Raw genomic sequence first — 17,647 nt, 5'->3', positions numbered from 1 at the left:
CAGTCTGGCGAGAAAAATAAACGCACCCCCGCCCGTACGGAAAATGCGAATACGCGGGGTGTTTTTCTGGTTTCATGGACGTTCGCGGTGGGGGTGCTGTGAATTCTATATCGACATCCGTTATACCTATTCACTAGAATAGATAGCTATCTACTGCTGGAAATACCATGTCAGTGGCACTTTTACACCAGATTCAGGAAGCTGGTTGTTTTTATCAGTTTCTTCTGAAGCAATTATGAGGAGTAAATTAATGGCCGAATCATCTCGGCGTTTACGTAAGTCAACGTCTACTGGCATCGCGGCGACATCCGCGATCGCGCTCGCACTCGGAGGCTTGAGCGTCGTCGCCCCTGGCCCGCTGGCGCCGCACGCTGTGGCCGCCACCATGTCCGGCGGTATCCGCGAGAAGTCCGGCGCGGTGGAGAAGGACGCCCAGAAGGCCTCTGACCTGCCGGCCGGCTCGTGTGTTATCGAAAGTGTCGAGCCGGATGGCAGTCAGGCTGGTTTCAGCTGGAACACCCTGGAACCAAGCGGGAGCAGCCCCTCGAAAACCCGGTGGGGCTTGAGTGTCTCCTTCGATAACTCGAAGGACCGCACGTTCGCTGATTGGAGCTTTACCAATTCAGGCCTTATGGGCGGGTACCTCGATGCGGCTCAAATTCCCGCCATGGATGCGGGTCTGACCCTCGTCGACAAGGTAGTCACACACAAAGCCGACGAAACCCTCGTGATTGATGGCTCTGGGCGACAGCGAAACCTCAACCTTGTCGCGAAACTGACCGATGCGAAAGTCAAGCAGTTCGCTGAGGCCACTGCCGCGAACCCGGTACGTTACGCCTGGCAGGGTGACTATAAGCAGGAAAACCCTAAAGGACCAAGGGCAACCCAGGGAGGCAGCGTGCTCTTCACGGCCGTCGTAAACCCGTGGCCGAGCGAGAACATTGAATGTAACCCGATCACGGTGTCGTGGGATACTCCCGATGTATCCGAGAACCACGTGATTGTCCCTGGAGAAGTATCCAAGGTCGGTAAGATCAACGTTCCTGCTGTGACCGGCGGTGGCACGGATGACTCCATGTCCCGCATGGTCGTGGAAGCCTACGACGGCAACGGCAAGTTCATCGGCACCACGGACCCGGCAGCATCCGGCGGCGAGCAGCTCCTGCGTATCGACAGCAAGACCGGCGATATCTACTTCACCTGGCCCGAGTACCGCGGTACCGACCTGGCAACTGACAAGAACGTGAACTTCTCCGTTCTGGCGAAGCCGCGTAACGTGGACCAGCTCCAGGCCGCTGGTGAGAACAACAATGAGTTTGGCACCACTCAAGTCTTCGACAGCTCCAACTCGCTGACACGCTACAACAAGGCGAACGTCATCGGCTCCCAGGCGTTTTCCCTGGATAACACGGATGAACATAACCCTCGGTATGACAAGGTTGACGCCACGATCATTTCCGGCGTCGATAGCGCTACCGGACCGCTGGCTACCGAGCCGCAGAGGGTCACCTTCACCCAGACCCCTGACCTGATCAAGGAGCTGGCGAAGAAAAAGGGCGACGGCGGTTTCGAGGCGAAGGTCGCCCTGGATAAAACGTACGTCTACGAGGGCTGGACCGTCGAGATGGACGAGGACTACAACGTCACCGTCACCGCACCGGAAAACCCGAAGCCAGGCACCTTCGCGCAGCCCAAGATCACGCTGGAGTACTCCAACGGCTCCACCGATGTTCTCCAGCTCTTGGTGGTCGTTGACCCGAACAACACCCAGGTCACCGACCTGGTACGCCCGGGGCTGACCAAGGGCAAAATCGGTGAGGACCTCACCGCGCAGGTGGGCACCAAGTCCATCATGAAGGGCCACAAGCCAGTCCACCCAGCAAAGTTTGAGGTTGACCCGGACACCGTACCGTCCGGCTGGACCGTCACGGTCGATGCGACCGGCAAGGTCACCGCGAAGGCAGACGATTCTGTTGCGCCGGGCACCGTCATCACCCCGAAGGTGAAGGCCACCTACCCGGATGGCACCGACGATGAGATTGAGACCCAGTTCCAGGCGATCGTGGACATCAAGGTCCCTGAGTACGATACGGTGACCAACAAGCCGAACGCCAAGGTCAGCCTGATCCCGAACGTTCCTGAGCGTGGCCTCAGCGGTAACACCTCTGACGAGGTTCCGAAGCGCTACACCTTCGAGAACGGTCAAACCACGATTACCCTCACAAGTAAAGAGGGCAAGACGTGGACCGTTAAGATTGACGAAAACACCGGCAAGATCACCACGACCATCCCAAAGGATGCGCCGGAAGGCGACATCCTGGATGTACCGGTTCTCGCCTACTACGATGGCGCTGACCCGCAGAAGGTGAAGGGCACCGTCGTTGTGATCAAGGGCGACGTCGCCCCGCAGTACAACGTGCAGGTCACCGGCCCGAACCAGGCTGTTGACCACCAGGTAACGGGTGCGCCGCAAGACTCGACGTACTCCTTCGGTAACGACGAGGACGGCAATCCGGTAACGGAGCAGGAAGTCGACGGCTGGAAGTACACCATCGACCCGAAGACCGGTGTTGTGTCTTCCACCCCGCCGGCAACCGCTAAGCCGGGTGACAAGAAGACCATCACGGTTACGGTCCAGACTCCGGACGGTTCCCGCCCAGAGGTCCCCGTCACCACTGTGGTGAAGCACACCAACAGCTGGGAAGCTGAGCCGGTATACCCCGTGGAAACCGTCTACCCGGGTGAAGCTGCAACGTTGCCAGTTGATCTTCAAAAGCCGGAGGACGTCAACGTCGCGAAGGAAAACCCCTACAAGCTGGGCGATGTTCCGGCTGGTTGGAATGTCAGCATTGACGACAATGGCCAGATCACTGCAACCGCACCTGCGGATGCAAAGCCGGGCACGCAAGTCAAGATTCCGGTCACCGTGACTTACGAAGACGGTTCTACGGATATTGCATACGCCGTCGTCAACGTCCTCGGCCTTCCGACGCGTGAAGTACCGTTCAATGTCGAGTACAAGTACGACGACTCCATCCCTGCCGGCGAGTACAAGGTTGAAACCAAGGGCAAGCCGGGCGCAGAAAAGATGCACAAGGACGGCACCTGGGAGCGCACCACGGAGCCGACGAACGAGGTCGTCGTCATCGGCACCAAGCCTGCCGAGAGTGCCAAGGACGTGACTTGGACGGCACCTACTCCGTTCGAAACTGAATTGCGAGAGAACCCGGAGCTGAAGCCGGGCGAGGTCAAGGTTGTCCAGGAAGGTGTTCCGGGAGAGAAGACCTACACGGCCAAATTCACTTCCAAGGGTGATGAGGCCACGGTTACCCCGGAGGAGAAGGAGACCAAGACTCCGGTCAAGCAGATCATTGAATACGGTCCTGGCGTTGCTCCGAGCGAGCTCGTGACCACTGTGAAGAAGCCAGTGCCGTTTGAGACCGAAGTTGTCTTCGACGACACGCTCGCGGCAGGTGAGCAAAAGGTGGATCAGGCGGGCAAGCTCGGTGAGGACACCGTGACCTCCACGCAGAAGCTTGTTGACGGTAAGCCTTCCGGCGACCCGGTCGTGAAGACTGAGCGCACCGCGGAGCCCACGAAGCAGATCATCCGCGTCGGTACCAAGACCGCCGGTGAGACCAAGAAGACCGTTGAGTCTGAGGTTCCATTCGGTGTGAAAATCGAATACGACCCGAACATGCCTGCTGGCAAGTCCGAGGTAGTCACCGAAGGTAAGCCGGGTAAGAAGACCACCACAGTGACCCAGAAGGTCACCAACTCCCAGCCGGATAGCGAAGCTACCGTCGAGGAGAAGGTCACCGAGCAGCCTGTCGATCAGGTGATCAAGGTCGGCACCAAGCCGTCCGAGACCTCTGAGAAGGTCGAGTGGAAGGCGCCAGTTCCGTTCGAGGTTGAGACGCGTCCGAACAAGGATCTGAAGCCGGGTGAGATCAAGGTCGTCCAGAAGGGCGTCCCTGGCGAGAAGACTTTCACGGCTGACTTCACCTCCAAGGGCGACGATTCTTCCGTGAAGCCTGAGGAGAAGCAGACCAAGGACCCGGTCAAGGAGATCATCGAGTACGGTCCGACCACTCCTGACCAGACGCTGACGTCGACAAAGACACGCGAGGTCAACTACGAGACCGAGTTCATCGTGGACAACACGGTGCCGGTCGGCCAGACCAAGGTCGAGCAGGAAGGCGAGAAGGGCGAGGAGCTGATCACCTCGACCCAGAAGATCAAGGATGGCAAGCCAGACGGCGAGCCGAACATCACCGTCGAGCAGACCAAGGCACCGAAGAAGAAGATCGTCCGTGTCGGTTCCATGACCAATGGCACGTACGAGCTGGAAGAGAAGCTGCCGATCCCGTTCGACACCGTCGTTGAGTACGACCCAGAGATTCCGGCTGGCGAGTACAAGATCGTCACCAAGGGCCAGCCTGGTGAGAAGACCACCAAGATCACCCAGACGATCGAGAACAGCAAGGTTGTTGATGCCAAGCGCGGCGAGACGACCAACTCTGAGCCGGTCACCGAGGTCATCAAGGTCGGTACCAAGCAGGCAACTGCATCCGACAAGGTGGAGTGGAAGGAGCCAATTCCGTACCCGACGGAGCTGCGCCCGAACTTGAACCTTGCCCCGGGTGAGGTGCGAGTCGTCCAGCAAGGTAAGGACGGCGAGGCAACCTTTACCGCGACATTCACCGGCACCAACGGTGAGGCCGCCAAGACGGAGGAGACAGCTCGCACCGAGCCGACTCCGCGGATCGTCGAGTTCGGCCCAGGCCTTGAGGACGACAGCGTCGTCTCCAAGACCACCCGCCTGGTCGAGTTCGAAACCGAGATCGTCGAAGACCCGAACCTTGAAGAAGGCAAGCAGGTCATCGAGCAGGGCGAGTTCGGCGAGGAGGTCGTCACCTCCACGCAGAAGCTTGTCGACGGCAAACCATCCGGCGAGCCTGTGGTGAAGACCGAGCGTACGAAGGAGCCGAAGAAGGCGATCATCCGCGTCGGCACCAAGAAGCCTGCGAACCCAACACCACCGACCGATGAACCGGAGCAACCGACGCCTCCGACCGATGAACCAGGGCCGTCGATCGATCCGAAGGAAGTCGAGCTTCCGTTCACCACGAAGATCATCTACGACGAGACGCTCGAGCCTGGTCAGGAAATCGTGGACCAGGAAGGCGCAAACGGCAAGGTTGAGGTGACCGTCGAAAAGGGTCAGCCTTCGGTGAAGGTCGTGAAGGAGCCAGTCGAGAAGATCATCCGTGTTGGCACCAAGCCACCTGCGGATATCGAGTGGAATGAGCGAATCCCGTTCGAGGTGAAAGTCAAACTTGACCCAACCATCGAGGCTGGCAAGCACAAGGTCGAGCAGGAAGGCAAGCCAGGCCTGGTCCACCACAAGTCTGACGGCACCGAAGAGACCGTCGTGGAGAAGCAGGACCACGTTATCCTCATCGGCACCAAGAAGCCGGGCAACGATCCGGAGAACCCGGATCAGCCTGAGCAGCCGACGCCTGGTGGCGACCTGGAGATCAAGGTCCGCTACACCACCCGGATTGTCTACGACCCGAACCTGAAGCCAGGCGAGGAAGTCGAAGACGTTGCGGGTAAGGACGGCCGTTACACCATCAAGGTTGTCGACGGCAGCCCCGTCGCCGAGATGGTGGAGAAGCCAGTTGAGCGCGTTGTTCGCGTTGGCACCAAGCCACCGGCGGGCACCGGCTGGACTGAGGAGGTCGCCTACGACTACGAGGTCGTTGAGGACTCCGAGCTCGAATCGGGCAAGCACGAGGTTGTGCAGCCGGGTAAGCCTGGTCAGCGCATCCATAAGGAAGACGGCAGTGTCGTCGAGGTTGCTCCGCAGAAGCTGATCATCAAGGTCGGCACGAAGAAGAGCCCAACCGACCCGACCGACCCGTCGAAGCCAACCGAGCCTTCGACTCCTGCAGAGCCAGGCGCCAACGCCTCGTCCGAGAAGGCGAAGCGCTGTGCCGCGAACGCGTTCGCGGTCAACAGCCCGCTGCTGTGGCTGCTGCCAATCGGCCTCCTTGCTGGTATCGGCTACGGCGTGAACGAAGCGTTCGGTCCGCAGCTGCAGCAGGCTGGTGCTGAGCTGAACGCCCGTTTCCAGGAGTCCATGCCAAAGCATGACTGGGGCCACGGTCAGCAGGGTCGCCGTCACGAAGACCCGGAGTGGGTCCGTGAGTTGCGTGCGAAGGCAGACGCCGTGAACCGTCAGTTCGCTGGCTACGGCGAGCAGCTGCGCCCGCTGGGTATCGCGCTTGGCGCGATTGCCGCGGTCAGCATGCTGGGTGTTCTGATCGCCCAGGCCTGTGAGGAGGACGGGTTCAATAACGGCTTGACCATCCTCGGCTCGTCGAAGGGCGACACGCCTGCCGACAAGGCCAAGGCTGGTTCTTCTGAGCAGAAGTAAACCGCGCAGAGTCGAATGAAAGGCGCCACCCACACCGGGTGGCGCCTTTTGGCGTTCCGGACACTGAAAGGGTTCGCTCAGCGTTCACCCAAAATTGCGCCAAACATAACCGGAATGTCTCCGGAAACTCACATTGCTTTCGCAGAATCGTTGTGTCGCCAACCCGGCGGCTTAAAACCAAGTACTGATTCTGTGAAGGAAACTCATGGCTTTTACCAACCCACGTGTCGCCGCTGCAGCAACGTCCGCAGTGGTGGCGCTCGCTGTCGTCGCAACGCCTGCGCACGCCGCTGAACCGAAGGCGCCGAAGAACATCATCTACATGGTCGGCGACGGCATGGGCTACAACCACGTCGCAGCAGCCAACCTGTGGCAGACTGGCCAGTCCAAGTGGATGCTCAACGGCGAAAACAGCATCAACAGCATCTCCAACGTCGACGGCAAACCAGTCCAGACCTTCGAGCAGGAGGACAAGGGCTGGAAGCACACCTCCATGACCACCTTCCAGTACGGCAACGAGTACGACGAAATCAAGGCGTGGAGCGACCGCGACTGGATCAACAAGAACTTCACCGACTCCGCCGCAGCTGCCACCGCCATGGGCACCGGCGTCAAGACGGACAACGGCAAGATCGGCGTCGACCACAAGGGTGAGAAACTGGAGAACACCTCCCAGCGCGCCGTGAAGCAGGGCAAGGCCGCCGGCGTCGTGTCCACTGTGCCGTTCAACCACGCCACCCCGGCAGGCTGGGGCGGCCACAACGAGAACCGCAGCAACTACACCCAGCTCGCCGACGAAATGCTCGGGCCCGACAGCCCACTGTCCGTCATCATGGGCGCCGGCCACCCGCTCTACGACGACAACGCCCAAAAAACCGGCAAGTTCAACCCCAAGTACATCACCGAGGAGACCTACAACAAGGTCGCCAACGGCGAAACCGACTGGAGCCTCGTCACCGACCAGGCGGACTTCGAGTCCCTCGCCAAGGCAGCCAACAAGGACGCCAAGAAGGTCTTCGGCCTCGCCCCCGTGGCCAACACGCTGCAGCAGGGCCGCGCAGGCTCCGACGGCGAAGACAAGGCGAACGTCGGCCCGTACCTGACCGAGTTCAACAAGGGCGTGCCAACCCTGGCCACCATGTCGCTCGGCGCCCTGAACACCCTCAACCAGGACGAAGACGGCTTCCACCTCATGATTGAAGGCGGCGCCATCGACTGGACCGGCCACGCCAACACCATCGGCCGCTCCATCGAAGAGACCATCGACTTCTTTGACGCGGTAGAGGCCGTCGAAAAGTGGGTCGAGGCGAACTCCTCCTGGGAGGACACCCTGCTCATCGTCACCGCCGACCACGAAACCGGCTACCTCGCCGGCCCGCAGGACACCGACAAGTACAGCGAGCTCAGCGGCGAAAAGGGCGCCAAGCCGGAGCACACCTACAACTCCGACAACCACACCAACCAGCTCGTCGGCTTCTGGTACAAGGGCGCAGGTGCCGACGACATCTACGAAGCATCCACCAAGCACACCGACAAGATCCGCGGCTCCTACATCGACAACACCACCGTCGCCCGCCTCACCCTGGACAAGTGGTGGAACGGCGAAAAGCCAGCAGACAACAAGAAGCCTGCCGACGGCTCCTCCGCCGACTCCCCGTGGCTCATCGCCATCCTGTCCATCCTCGGAGTCGCCGGTCTACTGGCTGTGATCGCACAGGCAGCACCATCCCTGGTGGACAACCTGCGCACGCAGCTGCCTAAGTTCTAGCAGCTACTACCTGTCTACATAGGAAGCATCGGCAACTTCACGCCGAGCTTCGGCAGCGCGGCAATCAGGCCAATGATCGCGAGCACCGCCGCGATCACGCCACCAACAATCGCCGCCACGTTCAGCTCCGGCTCCGCCGTCGGGTACGCAACATCCGCCTGGGCGCCCTTCGCGCAGGCAGCGGCCGCGGCGGAGTCGGCGTCGTCAAGCATTGCCTGCTTCTCGGCGACCTTCCCAGCTGGCGTGGCGGCCCACGCCTTATACAGCGCCTCATCACTCTTCTCGACGCCAAACGGCACCTCAGCGCGCTTCATCTCCGGACCGACCTGGCGCTTGGCCGGGTCGATGCCCTCGAGCGTGCGCTCCTTCGTCGGCTTCGTCTCCTTCACCGTCTTCTGTGCCTCGGCGTACTTCTCGGCGAGCTTGGTTGGGCGCTTCGTGGCGTCCGGGTAAGCAGTATCCACGGCGGCCACGAAGTCGCGTGCCTGCTCATGCAGCCCAATCGCCTTCGACGCTTCGAACCAGGAGACGACGAAGCGCTGCTCGTCGGCCGAGAGCTGCACAGTGCACATGCCGTCCTTGTCCTTCACGTTCACCGTCGCGGCGTGGGCGGGTGCGGCAATGGTGCCGAGCGCGATCGCAGTGGCAGCAGCGCAGGTAACAATACGTTTCATGGTGTCCTCCTTGAGGTCGAGTGGGTGTACCAGGTGTACGCGATTAGTTTCCGACACCGCATGTTGCGACAGCGTTAACGTGGGAATTCGGGGGTAGGTGGGGGTGGTTTGCGGCTGGTCTCCGGGCGGTACTCGCTCCGGTCGAGGTGTTCAAGGAGTGCGACGCAGGTCGCCCATTTTCTCCCAGCCCGACTGATTTCCGGCGACCAGCATCGCACGCTTCTAAGACCTCGACCGGAACGATTTGGAGCGTCTCATGTGAGGCTGCTACGTGCTAACCCGCGCGCCGAATGCCCGCTACAACTCCCGCGGCACCACTTTGCCGGTGGCGTTGCGTGGCAGCGCGTCGACGAAGTGGACGTCGCGGGGGATGGAATGCTCGGCGAGGTGGTCGCGAACCCAATCCTGGACGCTGGCAGCCGTCAACGCCTGGCCGGCGCGATCGTCAGTGCGGACGATCCAGGTGGCGACGCGTTTGAAGGTATCGGGGTCGTCGACGCTGCCGACGTAGAGGTCGTCGATACCTGGCATGCGCTCGAGGACTGCTGCGACGGATTGGGGGTGGACGTTTTCGCCGCCGACGATGATCATGTCGTCGCTGCGGGACACGACGTGCAGGAGGCCCTGGTTGTCGAAGTACCCGAGGTCGCCCATTTCGATGAGGCCGTCGATAGTGACCATGGGCGTGTCGGGGTTGGTGTAGCCGCGCAGGGCGGTTTCGTTGTTGAGGAAGATGCGCCCGACGGTGCCGGTGGGGACTTCGCGGCCTGCGTCGTCGTAGATGCGCAGGGTGGTGCCGGGTGGGACGCGGCCGACGCAGGTCGGGTCGTTGGCGACGGTGGTGGCGTCGGCGGCTGCGGCGAGGGCGAGTTCGGTGGAGCCGTAGATATTGGCCACGATGGGTCCGAAACGGTCGATGAGGCGCTCGGCGAGGAGTGGGGTCAGGGCGTTGCCGGCGGTGCCTATGAAGCGCAGGCGCGATGTGTCGTACTCTCCCTCGAGGTCAAGCATGTGTTTGAGGAAGATGGGGGAGGAGATGAGGCCGTCGCAACGGAAGTGTTCGAGCTGCCGAAAAACCTTGTCGGGGTCGAAGACACGCTGCGTAACGATGGTACCGCCGACCCCAAGCGTGATGTTGAGCGCGGACCAGCCCCAGGTATGGAACATGGAGGCGGTCGTCTGGACGGTGTCGCCGGCGCGGAAGGGGATCGCCTCGAGGTAGCCGGTGACCACGAAGGGGAGGGCGGGCTCGGCGCGCAGGATGCCCTTGGGGATGCCGGAGGTGCCCGAGCTCATGAGCACGATGTCGCCATGTTTCGGAAACAGCGGCAGCGCGGCGTCGCCGCCACCCATACTTATCGACGCCAACTTCGCCCCATCAACCACTACCATGCCGGTGACCTTCGGGATGCGGGGCAGGAACTCGTCGTCGGTGAAGAGGACGTTGATGTCGTTTTCCTCGATACACCCGCGGAGCTGTTCGGTGGAGGAGCCGACGTTGAGGAGGAAGATGGAGCCGCCGGTGTAGCCTTTAGCGCCGAGTGGCAGGATGATGCCGCGGCCATTGCGGGCGATGACGCCGATGCGCGGCTGGTCGGTGACGCTGAGGATCCAGCGGGCCACGTTGCGCGCTTGGGTGCGGAGGTCGCGGTAGGTGAGGAGGCCGGCGTCGTCGATAAGGGCGGTGCGCTCGGGGGCGGCGAGGTAGCCCTGTTCGATGGCGCGGGCGGTGGTGAAACGGAAGCGGAGCAGATTTGGTATAACCCCTAGCGCTGCTTTCGGGCTGTTGCCGAGGCTGATCATTCCGGCGCGGTGGGTGGCCCTGAGAAAGCGGAGAAACATTGCTCTATTCTATGACATCTGGCAAAGTAGGCGTAGTTCTTGTTGTAGATGTGAAAGAAGTGCACTTGTGTTTCGTAAGTTGACGGCGGCGATCGTCGCGACCGCGCTGGCCATTGTGCCAGCGCAGGCCACCGCGCAGCCGCGTAACATGGTGGTTTTCGGCGATTCAGTCATTGCCGACCCAACAGTCCACGACTGGGCGGCAGGAAAAATCGGCGCCACGCCACAAGGCTCCTCGGATGCGAAGGTCTGGTGCCCAACCGGTGCGAGGAATTGGGGCAAGCAGGCGGCTGCGCGCCTCGGGTTGCGGGCAATGGACTACTCCTGTGCCGGCACCGTTTCAACTCGCGTTGGCCCCTATTTCTCCCTGCAGGTTGACCGCGCGTTGCGCGACCGCGCCCTGAACCCGGCAACGGCCCGCGTCATCATCTCGACCGGCTTCAATGACACCTATTCGACCGGCGGCCGGTCCCCGGAGCAGGTGCGTCGCGCCTTCGTCGACGCGATGGTGCCGCAGGTGAACCGTATCCGGGCGGCGGCGCCGAACGCGCGCATCCAGATTGTCGGCTACCCGAAGATCACGCAGGGCGACCGCGTGTGCCTGTTTCAGCTGGGCAACAACATGCACGACGCCACCCCGATGCCCTTCGTGCAAGCGTGGGAGGACACCGCGCAGTGGATGCAGGTGGACCTGGCGCGCGCAGCGGGTGTCGAATTTTTGGACCTGAAGCCGTCCACGTGGAACAACAACATGTGTGCCCCGGACCACATCCGGATGTGGGCCGGGCTGGTCGATTTCGGCCCTTCGCCACGCAACATGCCGCTGCACGTGAACCAGCGCGGCCACGCCCACGTCGCGGACGTCATCGCGCATTCCTAGAAACTAGCTACTTGGCCAGCGCGTCCTCGATGGCCTGCTCGAAGGCCTCGTAAGGCTGCGCGCCGATGATTTCCTGGCCATTGACCAGGAAGGACGGGGTGGAGTTAAAGCCTGCACGCTGCGCTAGGTTGTTGGCGTCCTGCAGGGCGGCGTCGTACTTGTCGCTGGCGGCGTCGGCCTTGAACTTCTCCATGTCCGGCATGCCTGCGGCTTCAGCGAAGCGGACGAAGTCCTCCATGTCGAAGTCGGGGTGGCCTTTGGCCTTGATGGCCTCTGCCATGTAGGCGTCCTGGTACTCGAAGAATTTGCCTTGGTCGGCGGCAGCGCGGCCGGCGCGGGCTGCTTCGACGGCGGCCTGGCCGTTGACTACGAAGTCGTTGAACTCGATGCGCACCTTGCCCTCATCGACGTAGTTCTTGATGATCTGCGGCATGATCTCAACGTTTGCCTTGATGCAGAATGGGCAGTCCCAGTCGGAGAACTCGGAGAGGACGACGGGGGCGTCGACGTCGCCGAGGGCCATTGGGTCGTTAGCGTCGCGGCGCTCGATGTCGGCGGCGGCCTCGTTCATAGTCGGTTCGGCGGCAGGCTCTTCGGCGGCCTGAGACGGTGCAGTCTGGGCGGTCTCCGTGGCGGGTGTCGCGGAGTTCGCGCCGATGACGTAGCCGCCCACTCCGGTGCCGATTGCCAGTACTGCCGTAAACGCCCACATCAGTGGTGGGATCTTGGTATCACTCATTGTGCTCCTTTGGTTGTTCTGCGTTTTGTAATGCTACCGCCCGCGCCAACCTGGCGTAGCGCAGCTCCTGTTCACGGAACCTGGTCCAGGTCGAGATGGTGGTGAAGAAGAACGCGATGATCAGCACGTACAGCATCAGGTCCGTGCCGCGGGCAACACCCAACCAGTTGGCAAGGATGGTGACGTCATCGGGGCGCAGGATCGCCCAGATGGCGGCGACGAACATCACGCCGAAGCCGATCTTGACCCACGCCTTCGCGTTCGCCTTGCGGCGGTTAGCAAAAAAGTAGAGCGCCAACAGGACGGTGGCGCAGATCAGTGCGAATTGGATCATGGGAGCCTCCCTGCCACGATGGTGTCGGCCAGAATGTTGACGCCGTTGATAAGCGACTGGCCCTTGCTCATCGAGTACTCGGTGTACAGGATCTCCACGGGTTCCTCGGCGACGCGCCACTTGTGCTGGTCAATCAGGGTGACAATCTCGGAGGCGTGCGACATCCCGTTCATCCGCAGGTTCATCTCGTTGGCCACTTTGAGGTTGAAGGCGCGTAGGCCGTTGTGGGCGTCGCTAAGCCCGAGGCGACGAGTGCGCGGCGAGAGCAACACCACCGTGCGCAGCACCACGCGCTTGATCCACGGGACCTGCGAGGAGTCCTGGCCGGCGAAGCGGGTGCCCACCACGATGTCGAGCGGCTCCGTGCGCAGGCGCTGCACCATGCGCAGCACGTCCTTGACCTGGTGCTGGCCGTCGGCATCGAAGGTGACGAAGTACTTCGCACCCGGCTGGGCGCGCGCGTACTCCACCCCGGTCTGGATCGCGGCGCCCTGCCCCAGGTTCACCGGGTGGTTGACCAAGTGGGCCCCAGCGGCGCGGATGGCGTCGGCAGAATTGTCGCGGGAGCCGTCGTTGACGGCCACGATGTTCGGGAACGTTTCCCGCGCATGCTCAATGACCTGCTGGATAACGGGGCCTTCGTTATAGCAGGGGATGATGAGCCAAGTGTCGTCGTTCATGTTGACGCAGATGTTACCCGTCGCGGTGGAAAAGCCGCGCATAAACGCGCTTCAGCAGAGGCTTCGGCAGCAGGCGGTAGAGGGTGCGCACCGCGACGTTCACCATCGCGCGGGTGCGGCCGATCAGGCCGTAGCGCACTAGCCGGATCTGCATGTCTACCTCCGAAGTGAACATGTCGCTGCCGGTGCGACGGTCGAACTGCTCGTCGGTGACGCGGAAGTAGGTGAGCGGCTCCTGCATGTTGTAGAGCGTGTATCCCTCGGCGATGAGGCGCGCGAAGAGGTCGTAGTCCTCCATGAGGTGTACGTCCTGGTAGCCGCCGACCGCCTTGACGTCCGCGGTGCGGTACATCACGGAAGGGTGGTTCATCGGCGAGTTCATCTTGGCGTAGTGTGCGGGGTGCTCGGGCAGGCGCCGGATGCCGCCGGTGCGCTCGCCGTCGAACTCCTGCACCGCAGTACCCACCACGGACACCTCGGGGTGCTGCTGCAAAAACTCGAGTTGCCGCTCAATGCGCTGGGGGAACGCCTTGTCGTCGGAGTCGAGCTGCGCCACGAACTCGCTGTCGATCGTCTCCAGTGCCGCCTGCAGCGCAGGGCCAGCACCGCGGTTTTCGCCACAGCGCACCACGCGCGCCCCATACTTCTCGACGACCCCCTCGACCCCATCCGCCACCAGCCCATCAAAGACGACCACGACCTCGTCCGCGGGGCGGGTCTGCTCAGCGAGGGATTGCAGCGCCTCGGCGAGCTGGTCAGGAACAGTGCCGTGGTAGGCAGACAGGAGCGCAGTAACGGTGGACATGACTACCGATACTAGTTGCGTGCGGCGTCGAGAAGAAATGTGCCGTAGCCCGACTTCACCATGGACTCACCCAGGCTGACCAGCCTGTCCACAGAGATGAACCCCTGCTCGTAGGCGGCGACCTCCGGCGAGCCGATCACCAGGCCGGTGCGCTTCTGCAGCACCTCCACGTAGGCGGAGGCCTCCGCCATCGAGTCGATCGTGCCGGTGTCCAGCCACACGTCACCCCTGTTCAGACGGTGGACCCGCAGCTGGTTCGCCTTCAGGTACGCCTCGTTCACGCTGGTGATCTCCAGCTCGCCGCGGGCGCTCGGGGTGATCGTCTTCGCGATGTCCACGACCTGGTTGTCGTAAAAGTACAGGCCGACGACGGCGAAGTTGGACTTCGGGTGCTTCGGTTTCTCCTCAATCGAGGTGGCCACGCCATTCGCGTCGAAGTCCACCACGCCGTAGCGGTGCGGGTCGGAGACCTCGTAGGCGAAGATGGTGCCGCCGGTGCCGTCATGGCTTAAGTCCAGGGCGCCGTCGAAAATGTTGTCACCCAGCACGAGCGCCACCGAGTCATCCCCGATGAAGTCCTCGGCGATCAGGAACGCCTGGGCAAGCCCATCGGGGGAGGGTTGGATGCCGTAGTGGAGCATGATGCCCCAGTCGGAACCATCACCGAGGAGACGCCGGAACGCGGGCGCGTCCTCCGGCGTGGTGATCACCATGATCTCCCGGATACCAGCGCTGATCAGCGTGGTCAGCGGGTAATAGATCATGGGCTTGTCATAAATCGGCATCAACTGCTTCGAAATACCCTTCGTAATCGGGTAGAGCCGGGTGCCGGACCCGCCGGCCAGAATGATGCCCTTCATCGACTTAGCGCTTCGGCAGGATCTGGTCCAGCGGCAGCTTCTCAATCACGGTCAGCACCGTGGTCAGAATGCCCATGATGAACAGGACGAGCGCCGGGGTGGACACGTTCGACGTGTCGCCCGCGGACAGCGCCATCGCAGGGTCCGTCGGGGCGGTGTTCGTCGTCGTTGGTGCAACCGTCGGGGTGACCGTCGCCGTCACCGTCGGGGTGACGGTGACCGTGGTGGTTGCCGGGGCCGAAGGGGTAGAAGTTTGGGTGGAAGCGAACGCCGGGGTTGCCACCACCAGTGCCCCCGCCACCGCGAGAGCTGCAAGAGAAGTGCGATTCATGCAGTACAACCTACCCAAGATAGAGCGCCAACGCAGCTCTCCAGTTCATGGGGGCAAAGCCCGTCGCCTTGATCTTGTCCAGCGCCAGCGTCGATTCCGCAGGCCGTGGCGCCTTGTCCCCGTACTCCTCCGAAGTTACCGGGTGTACCTGCGCGGGGTCCTTGCCCATCCCGATGAATACCGCCATCGCGATCTCGTCGCGGCCCACCGAATCCCCATCCGAAGTGATGTTGTACACCCCGTACGCAGCCTCGTTGGCCAGCAGGTGGCGGATGCCCTTCGCCAGGTCCTCCGCCGACGTCGGCCGCCCGCGCTGGTCCTTCACCACCCGCGGCTTTGCGCCGGCCTCCGCGAGGGAGCGCATCGTCGCCATGAAGTTCGCGCCGTCCCCGAACACCCAGGACGTCCGAACCACGTAGTGCCTGCGCGCCACCTGCGCCGCCGTCTCCCCGGCAGCCTTCGACGCCCCGTAGCGGCTCAGCGGGCTCGGCAGCTCGTCTTCCGTGTGCACCTCGTGCGTGCCGTCGAAGATGTAGTCGCTGGACACGTGCACCAACACCAAGTCGTGCTCATTGGCCACCCGCGCCAGCTGCGCCGGGGCCTCCGCGTTCACACGCCACGCGCCCGCCGGGTCATCCTCTGCGCCATTGACGTCGTTGTACGCCGCGCAGTTGATCACCGCCCAATACTTCGACCAGTCCACGCCCTCCAGGTTCGTGATGTCCAGCTGGTCCCGCCTGCAGAACTCCGCCTCATCCGGCCCGTACAGTTCCTGCAGCGCCCGGCCCAGCTGCCCGTTCGCGCCCGTCACAAGGATTTTGCGCTGGGGGACTGGGGTGGCGTCGACAAGCATGGGGTGAGTGAGGTCGGCCTCCGAAAGCTCCGTGGGCTCCAGCGGCCACTCGACCTCTTTGTAGGAGCAGTAGGCGTAGCGCGCGCCGGGCTGGTAGCGCTCGTTGACCAGGTAAATGTACGTCGTGTCGTCCTCGAGCGCCTGGAAGCCGTTGGCCACCCCGCGCGGCACGAACACCGCCGTCTCCGGGCCGATCTCGCAGCTGAACGTCTCCCCGAACGTCGCTGAGCCCTCGCGCATGTCCACCCACGCCCCAAACACGCGGCCCGACGCCACCGACACCCACTTATCCCACGGCTCCGCGTGCATGCCGCGAGTCGCCCCGCGCCGCGCGTTGAAGCTCACATTCTGTTGCACCGGCACCAGCTTCTGTCCAGCCCAGTTTTCCTTGAACCAGCCGCGGTTATCGCGGTGCACCGCAAGCTCGTGGACTTCCAACCCAGCAATCATTACTGTCCTCTCGCCTCGTATCGCTTCTCGATGTCCCCCTTCGTCCCTTCCCACCACCAGCGGTTCTCGCGATACCACTCGATGGTTTGCTGCAGCCCGTCGCGCAGATCCTTCGTGTAACGCGGCCGCCACCCCAGCTCGGTGGTGAGCTTCGTGGAGTCCATCGCGTAGCGCTGGTCGTGGCCTGGGCGGTCGTTGACGTGCTCGTACTCGCCGCCCATCAGCTCGCAGATCATCTCGATGACCTGCTTGTTCGTGGTGTGGTCATTATCCGCGCCGATGTTGTACGTCTCGCCCAGCTTCCCGCGCTCCACGATGGTCAGCACGGCGTCGTTGTGGTCGTCGACGTGGATCCAGTCACGCACCTGCGCGCCCGTGCCGTACAGCTTCGCGGGCTGCCCGCACAGGATGTTCGTGATCTGGCGCGGGATGAACTTCTCCACGTGCTGGTACGGCCCATAGTTGTTGGAGCAGTTCGAAATCGTCGCCTGAATACCAAAACTGCGGATCCAGGCCCGCACCAAATGATCCGAGCCGGCCTTCGTCGCCGAATACGGACTCGACGGCTTATACGGCGTCGCCTCCGTGAACTTCTCGTTGCCCGTCAGCGGCAGGTCTCCGAACACCTCGTCCGTGGAAATGTGGTGCAGCCGCGCCCCGTGCTCCCGCACCGCCTCCAACAACACATACGTGCCGATCAAATTCGAGTGAATAAACGGCGACGGGTCCTCCAACGAATTATCGTTATGCGACTCCGCCGCGAAATGCACCACCACATCCGACGCCCCCACCAAGTCACCCACCAGCGCCTCATTAGCGACGTCCCCCTCCACCAACTCCACGTCCAACCCCCGCAGATTCGCCGGGTTGCCCGCGTACGTCAGCTTGTCCAGGACCGTGACCTTGTAGTCAGTGCGCTCGGTAACCATCCGCACGAAATTCGCGCCGATGAAGCCCGCACCACCAGTGACCAGCATTGTTCCCATGGG

At 62.4% G+C, this 17,647-nt stretch carries 13 protein-coding genes; 3 read left to right on the top strand and 10 right to left on the bottom strand.

Annotated elements, in window-relative coordinates; translation table 11 throughout:
• The first annotated feature begins 250 nt into the window (after positions 1-250).
• Both BJP05_RS09745 and BJP05_RS09740 read left to right on the top strand, forming a co-directional pair.
• A complete protein-coding gene (locus BJP05_RS09745) occupies positions 251-6,442 on the top strand; it encodes a G5 domain-containing protein (protein WP_070363234.1) in 6,192 nt (2,063 codons plus the stop codon).
• A gap of 205 nt (positions 6,443-6,647) precedes the next feature.
• Positions 6,648-8,210, top strand: a complete 1,563-nt coding sequence (locus BJP05_RS09740; protein ID WP_084028626.1) for an alkaline phosphatase — start codon at positions 6,648-6,650, stop codon at positions 8,208-8,210.
• Positions 8,211-8,224: 14 nt separating this feature from the next.
• On the opposite strand, the gene BJP05_RS09735 is transcribed toward BJP05_RS09740, so the two are convergent.
• Both BJP05_RS09735 and BJP05_RS09730 read right to left on the bottom strand, forming a co-directional pair.
• Positions 8,225-8,884, bottom strand: a complete 660-nt coding sequence (locus BJP05_RS09735; RefSeq protein ID WP_070477328.1) for a hypothetical protein — start codon at positions 8,882-8,884, stop codon at positions 8,225-8,227.
• A gap of 297 nt (positions 8,885-9,181) precedes the next feature.
• Positions 9,182-10,726 carry an AMP-binding protein gene (locus BJP05_RS09730; protein ID WP_070363232.1) on the bottom strand — a complete coding sequence of 515 codons (1,545 nt, stop codon included), beginning with the start codon at positions 10,724-10,726 and terminating at the stop codon, positions 9,182-9,184.
• Between the two features lie 67 nt (positions 10,727-10,793).
• Here BJP05_RS09730 and BJP05_RS09725 point away from each other — a divergent pair, with 67 nt between their 5' ends.
• Positions 10,794-11,606, top strand: coding sequence for a GDSL-type esterase/lipase family protein (locus BJP05_RS09725; protein ID WP_070363231.1), 813 nt, complete (start codon positions 10,794-10,796; stop codon positions 11,604-11,606).
• A gap of 7 nt (positions 11,607-11,613) precedes the next feature.
• Here the strand turns inward: BJP05_RS09725 and BJP05_RS09720 are convergent, their stop codons facing one another.
• Genes BJP05_RS09720 through rfbB form a run of 8 tightly spaced genes read right to left on the bottom strand, consistent with a single transcriptional unit; the run spans position 11,614 to position 17,644 of the window.
• Complete coding sequence (locus tag BJP05_RS09720; protein WP_240492751.1) at positions 11,614-12,345, bottom strand: thioredoxin domain-containing protein; 732 nt, start codon at positions 12,343-12,345, stop codon at positions 11,614-11,616.
• Positions 12,338-12,679, bottom strand: coding sequence for a DUF2304 domain-containing protein (locus BJP05_RS09715; protein WP_070363230.1), 342 nt, complete (start codon positions 12,677-12,679; stop codon positions 12,338-12,340). The genes BJP05_RS09720 and BJP05_RS09715 overlap by 8 nt, the downstream gene beginning before the upstream one ends.
• On the bottom strand, positions 12,676-13,359 hold the full coding sequence (locus BJP05_RS09710; protein ID WP_070363610.1) for a glycosyltransferase family 2 protein: 684 nt from the start codon (positions 13,357-13,359) through the stop codon (positions 12,676-12,678). The genes BJP05_RS09715 and BJP05_RS09710 overlap by 4 nt, the downstream gene beginning before the upstream one ends.
• Before the next feature lie 13 nt (positions 13,360-13,372).
• Positions 13,373-14,164, bottom strand: a complete 792-nt coding sequence (locus BJP05_RS09705; RefSeq protein WP_070363229.1) for a glycosyltransferase — start codon at positions 14,162-14,164, stop codon at positions 13,373-13,375.
• Positions 14,165-14,175: 11 nt separating this feature from the next.
• Positions 14,176-15,024 carry a glucose-1-phosphate thymidylyltransferase RfbA gene (gene rfbA, locus BJP05_RS09700; RefSeq protein WP_070363228.1) on the bottom strand — a complete coding sequence of 283 codons (849 nt, stop codon included), beginning with the start codon at positions 15,022-15,024 and terminating at the stop codon, positions 14,176-14,178.
• 4 nt (positions 15,025-15,028) lie between these two features.
• On the bottom strand, positions 15,029-15,355 hold the full coding sequence (locus BJP05_RS09695) for a hypothetical protein (protein WP_070363227.1): 327 nt from the start codon (positions 15,353-15,355) through the stop codon (positions 15,029-15,031).
• A gap of 10 nt (positions 15,356-15,365) precedes the next feature.
• Positions 15,366-16,658 carry a dTDP-4-dehydrorhamnose reductase gene (rfbD, locus tag BJP05_RS09690; RefSeq protein WP_070363226.1) on the bottom strand — a complete coding sequence of 431 codons (1,293 nt, stop codon included), beginning with the start codon at positions 16,656-16,658 and terminating at the stop codon, positions 15,366-15,368.
• Positions 16,658-17,644, bottom strand: a complete 987-nt coding sequence (gene rfbB / locus BJP05_RS09685) for a dTDP-glucose 4,6-dehydratase (protein ID WP_070363225.1) — start codon at positions 17,642-17,644, stop codon at positions 16,658-16,660. The genes rfbD and rfbB overlap by 1 nt, the downstream gene beginning before the upstream one ends.
• Positions 17,645-17,647: the final 3 nt, after the last annotated feature.

It is taken from the genome of Corynebacterium sp. NML98-0116, from assembly GCF_001767255.1.
Classification (GTDB): Bacteria; Actinomycetota; Actinomycetes; order Mycobacteriales; family Mycobacteriaceae; genus Corynebacterium; species Corynebacterium pseudogenitalium.
Note: the sequence above shows the minus strand (reverse complement) of the source record. Positions and strands in the feature narration are given on the sequence as shown.

Bases quoted from the DNA above. Each gene is read 5' to 3' on its own strand.
- BJP05_RS09745 (WP_070363234.1), top strand. From the start codon at position 251: ATGGCCGAATCATCTCGGCGTTTACGTAAGTCAACGTCTACTGGCATC.
- BJP05_RS09740 (WP_084028626.1), top strand. From the start codon at position 6,648: ATGGCTTTTACCAACCCACGTGTCGCCGCTGCAGCAACGTCCGCAGTG.
- BJP05_RS09735 (WP_070477328.1), bottom strand. From the start codon at position 8,884: ATGAAACGTATTGTTACCTGCGCTGCTGCCACTGCGATCGCGCTCGGC.
- BJP05_RS09730 (WP_070363232.1), bottom strand. From the start codon at position 10,726: ATGTTTCTCCGCTTTCTCAGGGCCACCCACCGCGCCGGAATGATCAGC.
- BJP05_RS09720 (WP_240492751.1), bottom strand. From the start codon at position 12,345: ATGAGTGATACCAAGATCCCACCACTGATGTGGGCGTTTACGGCAGTA.
- BJP05_RS09715 (WP_070363230.1), bottom strand. From the start codon at position 12,679: ATGATCCAATTCGCACTGATCTGCGCCACCGTCCTGTTGGCGCTCTAC.
- BJP05_RS09710 (WP_070363610.1), bottom strand. From the start codon at position 13,359: ATGAACGACGACACTTGGCTCATCATCCCCTGCTATAACGAAGGCCCC.
- BJP05_RS09705 (WP_070363229.1), bottom strand. From the start codon at position 14,164: ATGTCCACCGTTACTGCGCTCCTGTCTGCCTACCACGGCACTGTTCCT.
- rfbA (WP_070363228.1), bottom strand. From the start codon at position 15,024: ATGAAGGGCATCATTCTGGCCGGCGGGTCCGGCACCCGGCTCTACCCG.
- BJP05_RS09695 (WP_070363227.1), bottom strand. From the start codon at position 15,355: ATGAATCGCACTTCTCTTGCAGCTCTCGCGGTGGCGGGGGCACTGGTG.
- rfbD (WP_070363226.1), bottom strand. From the start codon at position 16,658: ATGATTGCTGGGTTGGAAGTCCACGAGCTTGCGGTGCACCGCGATAAC.
- rfbB (WP_070363225.1), bottom strand. From the start codon at position 17,644: ATGGGAACAATGCTGGTCACTGGTGGTGCGGGCTTCATCGGCGCGAAT.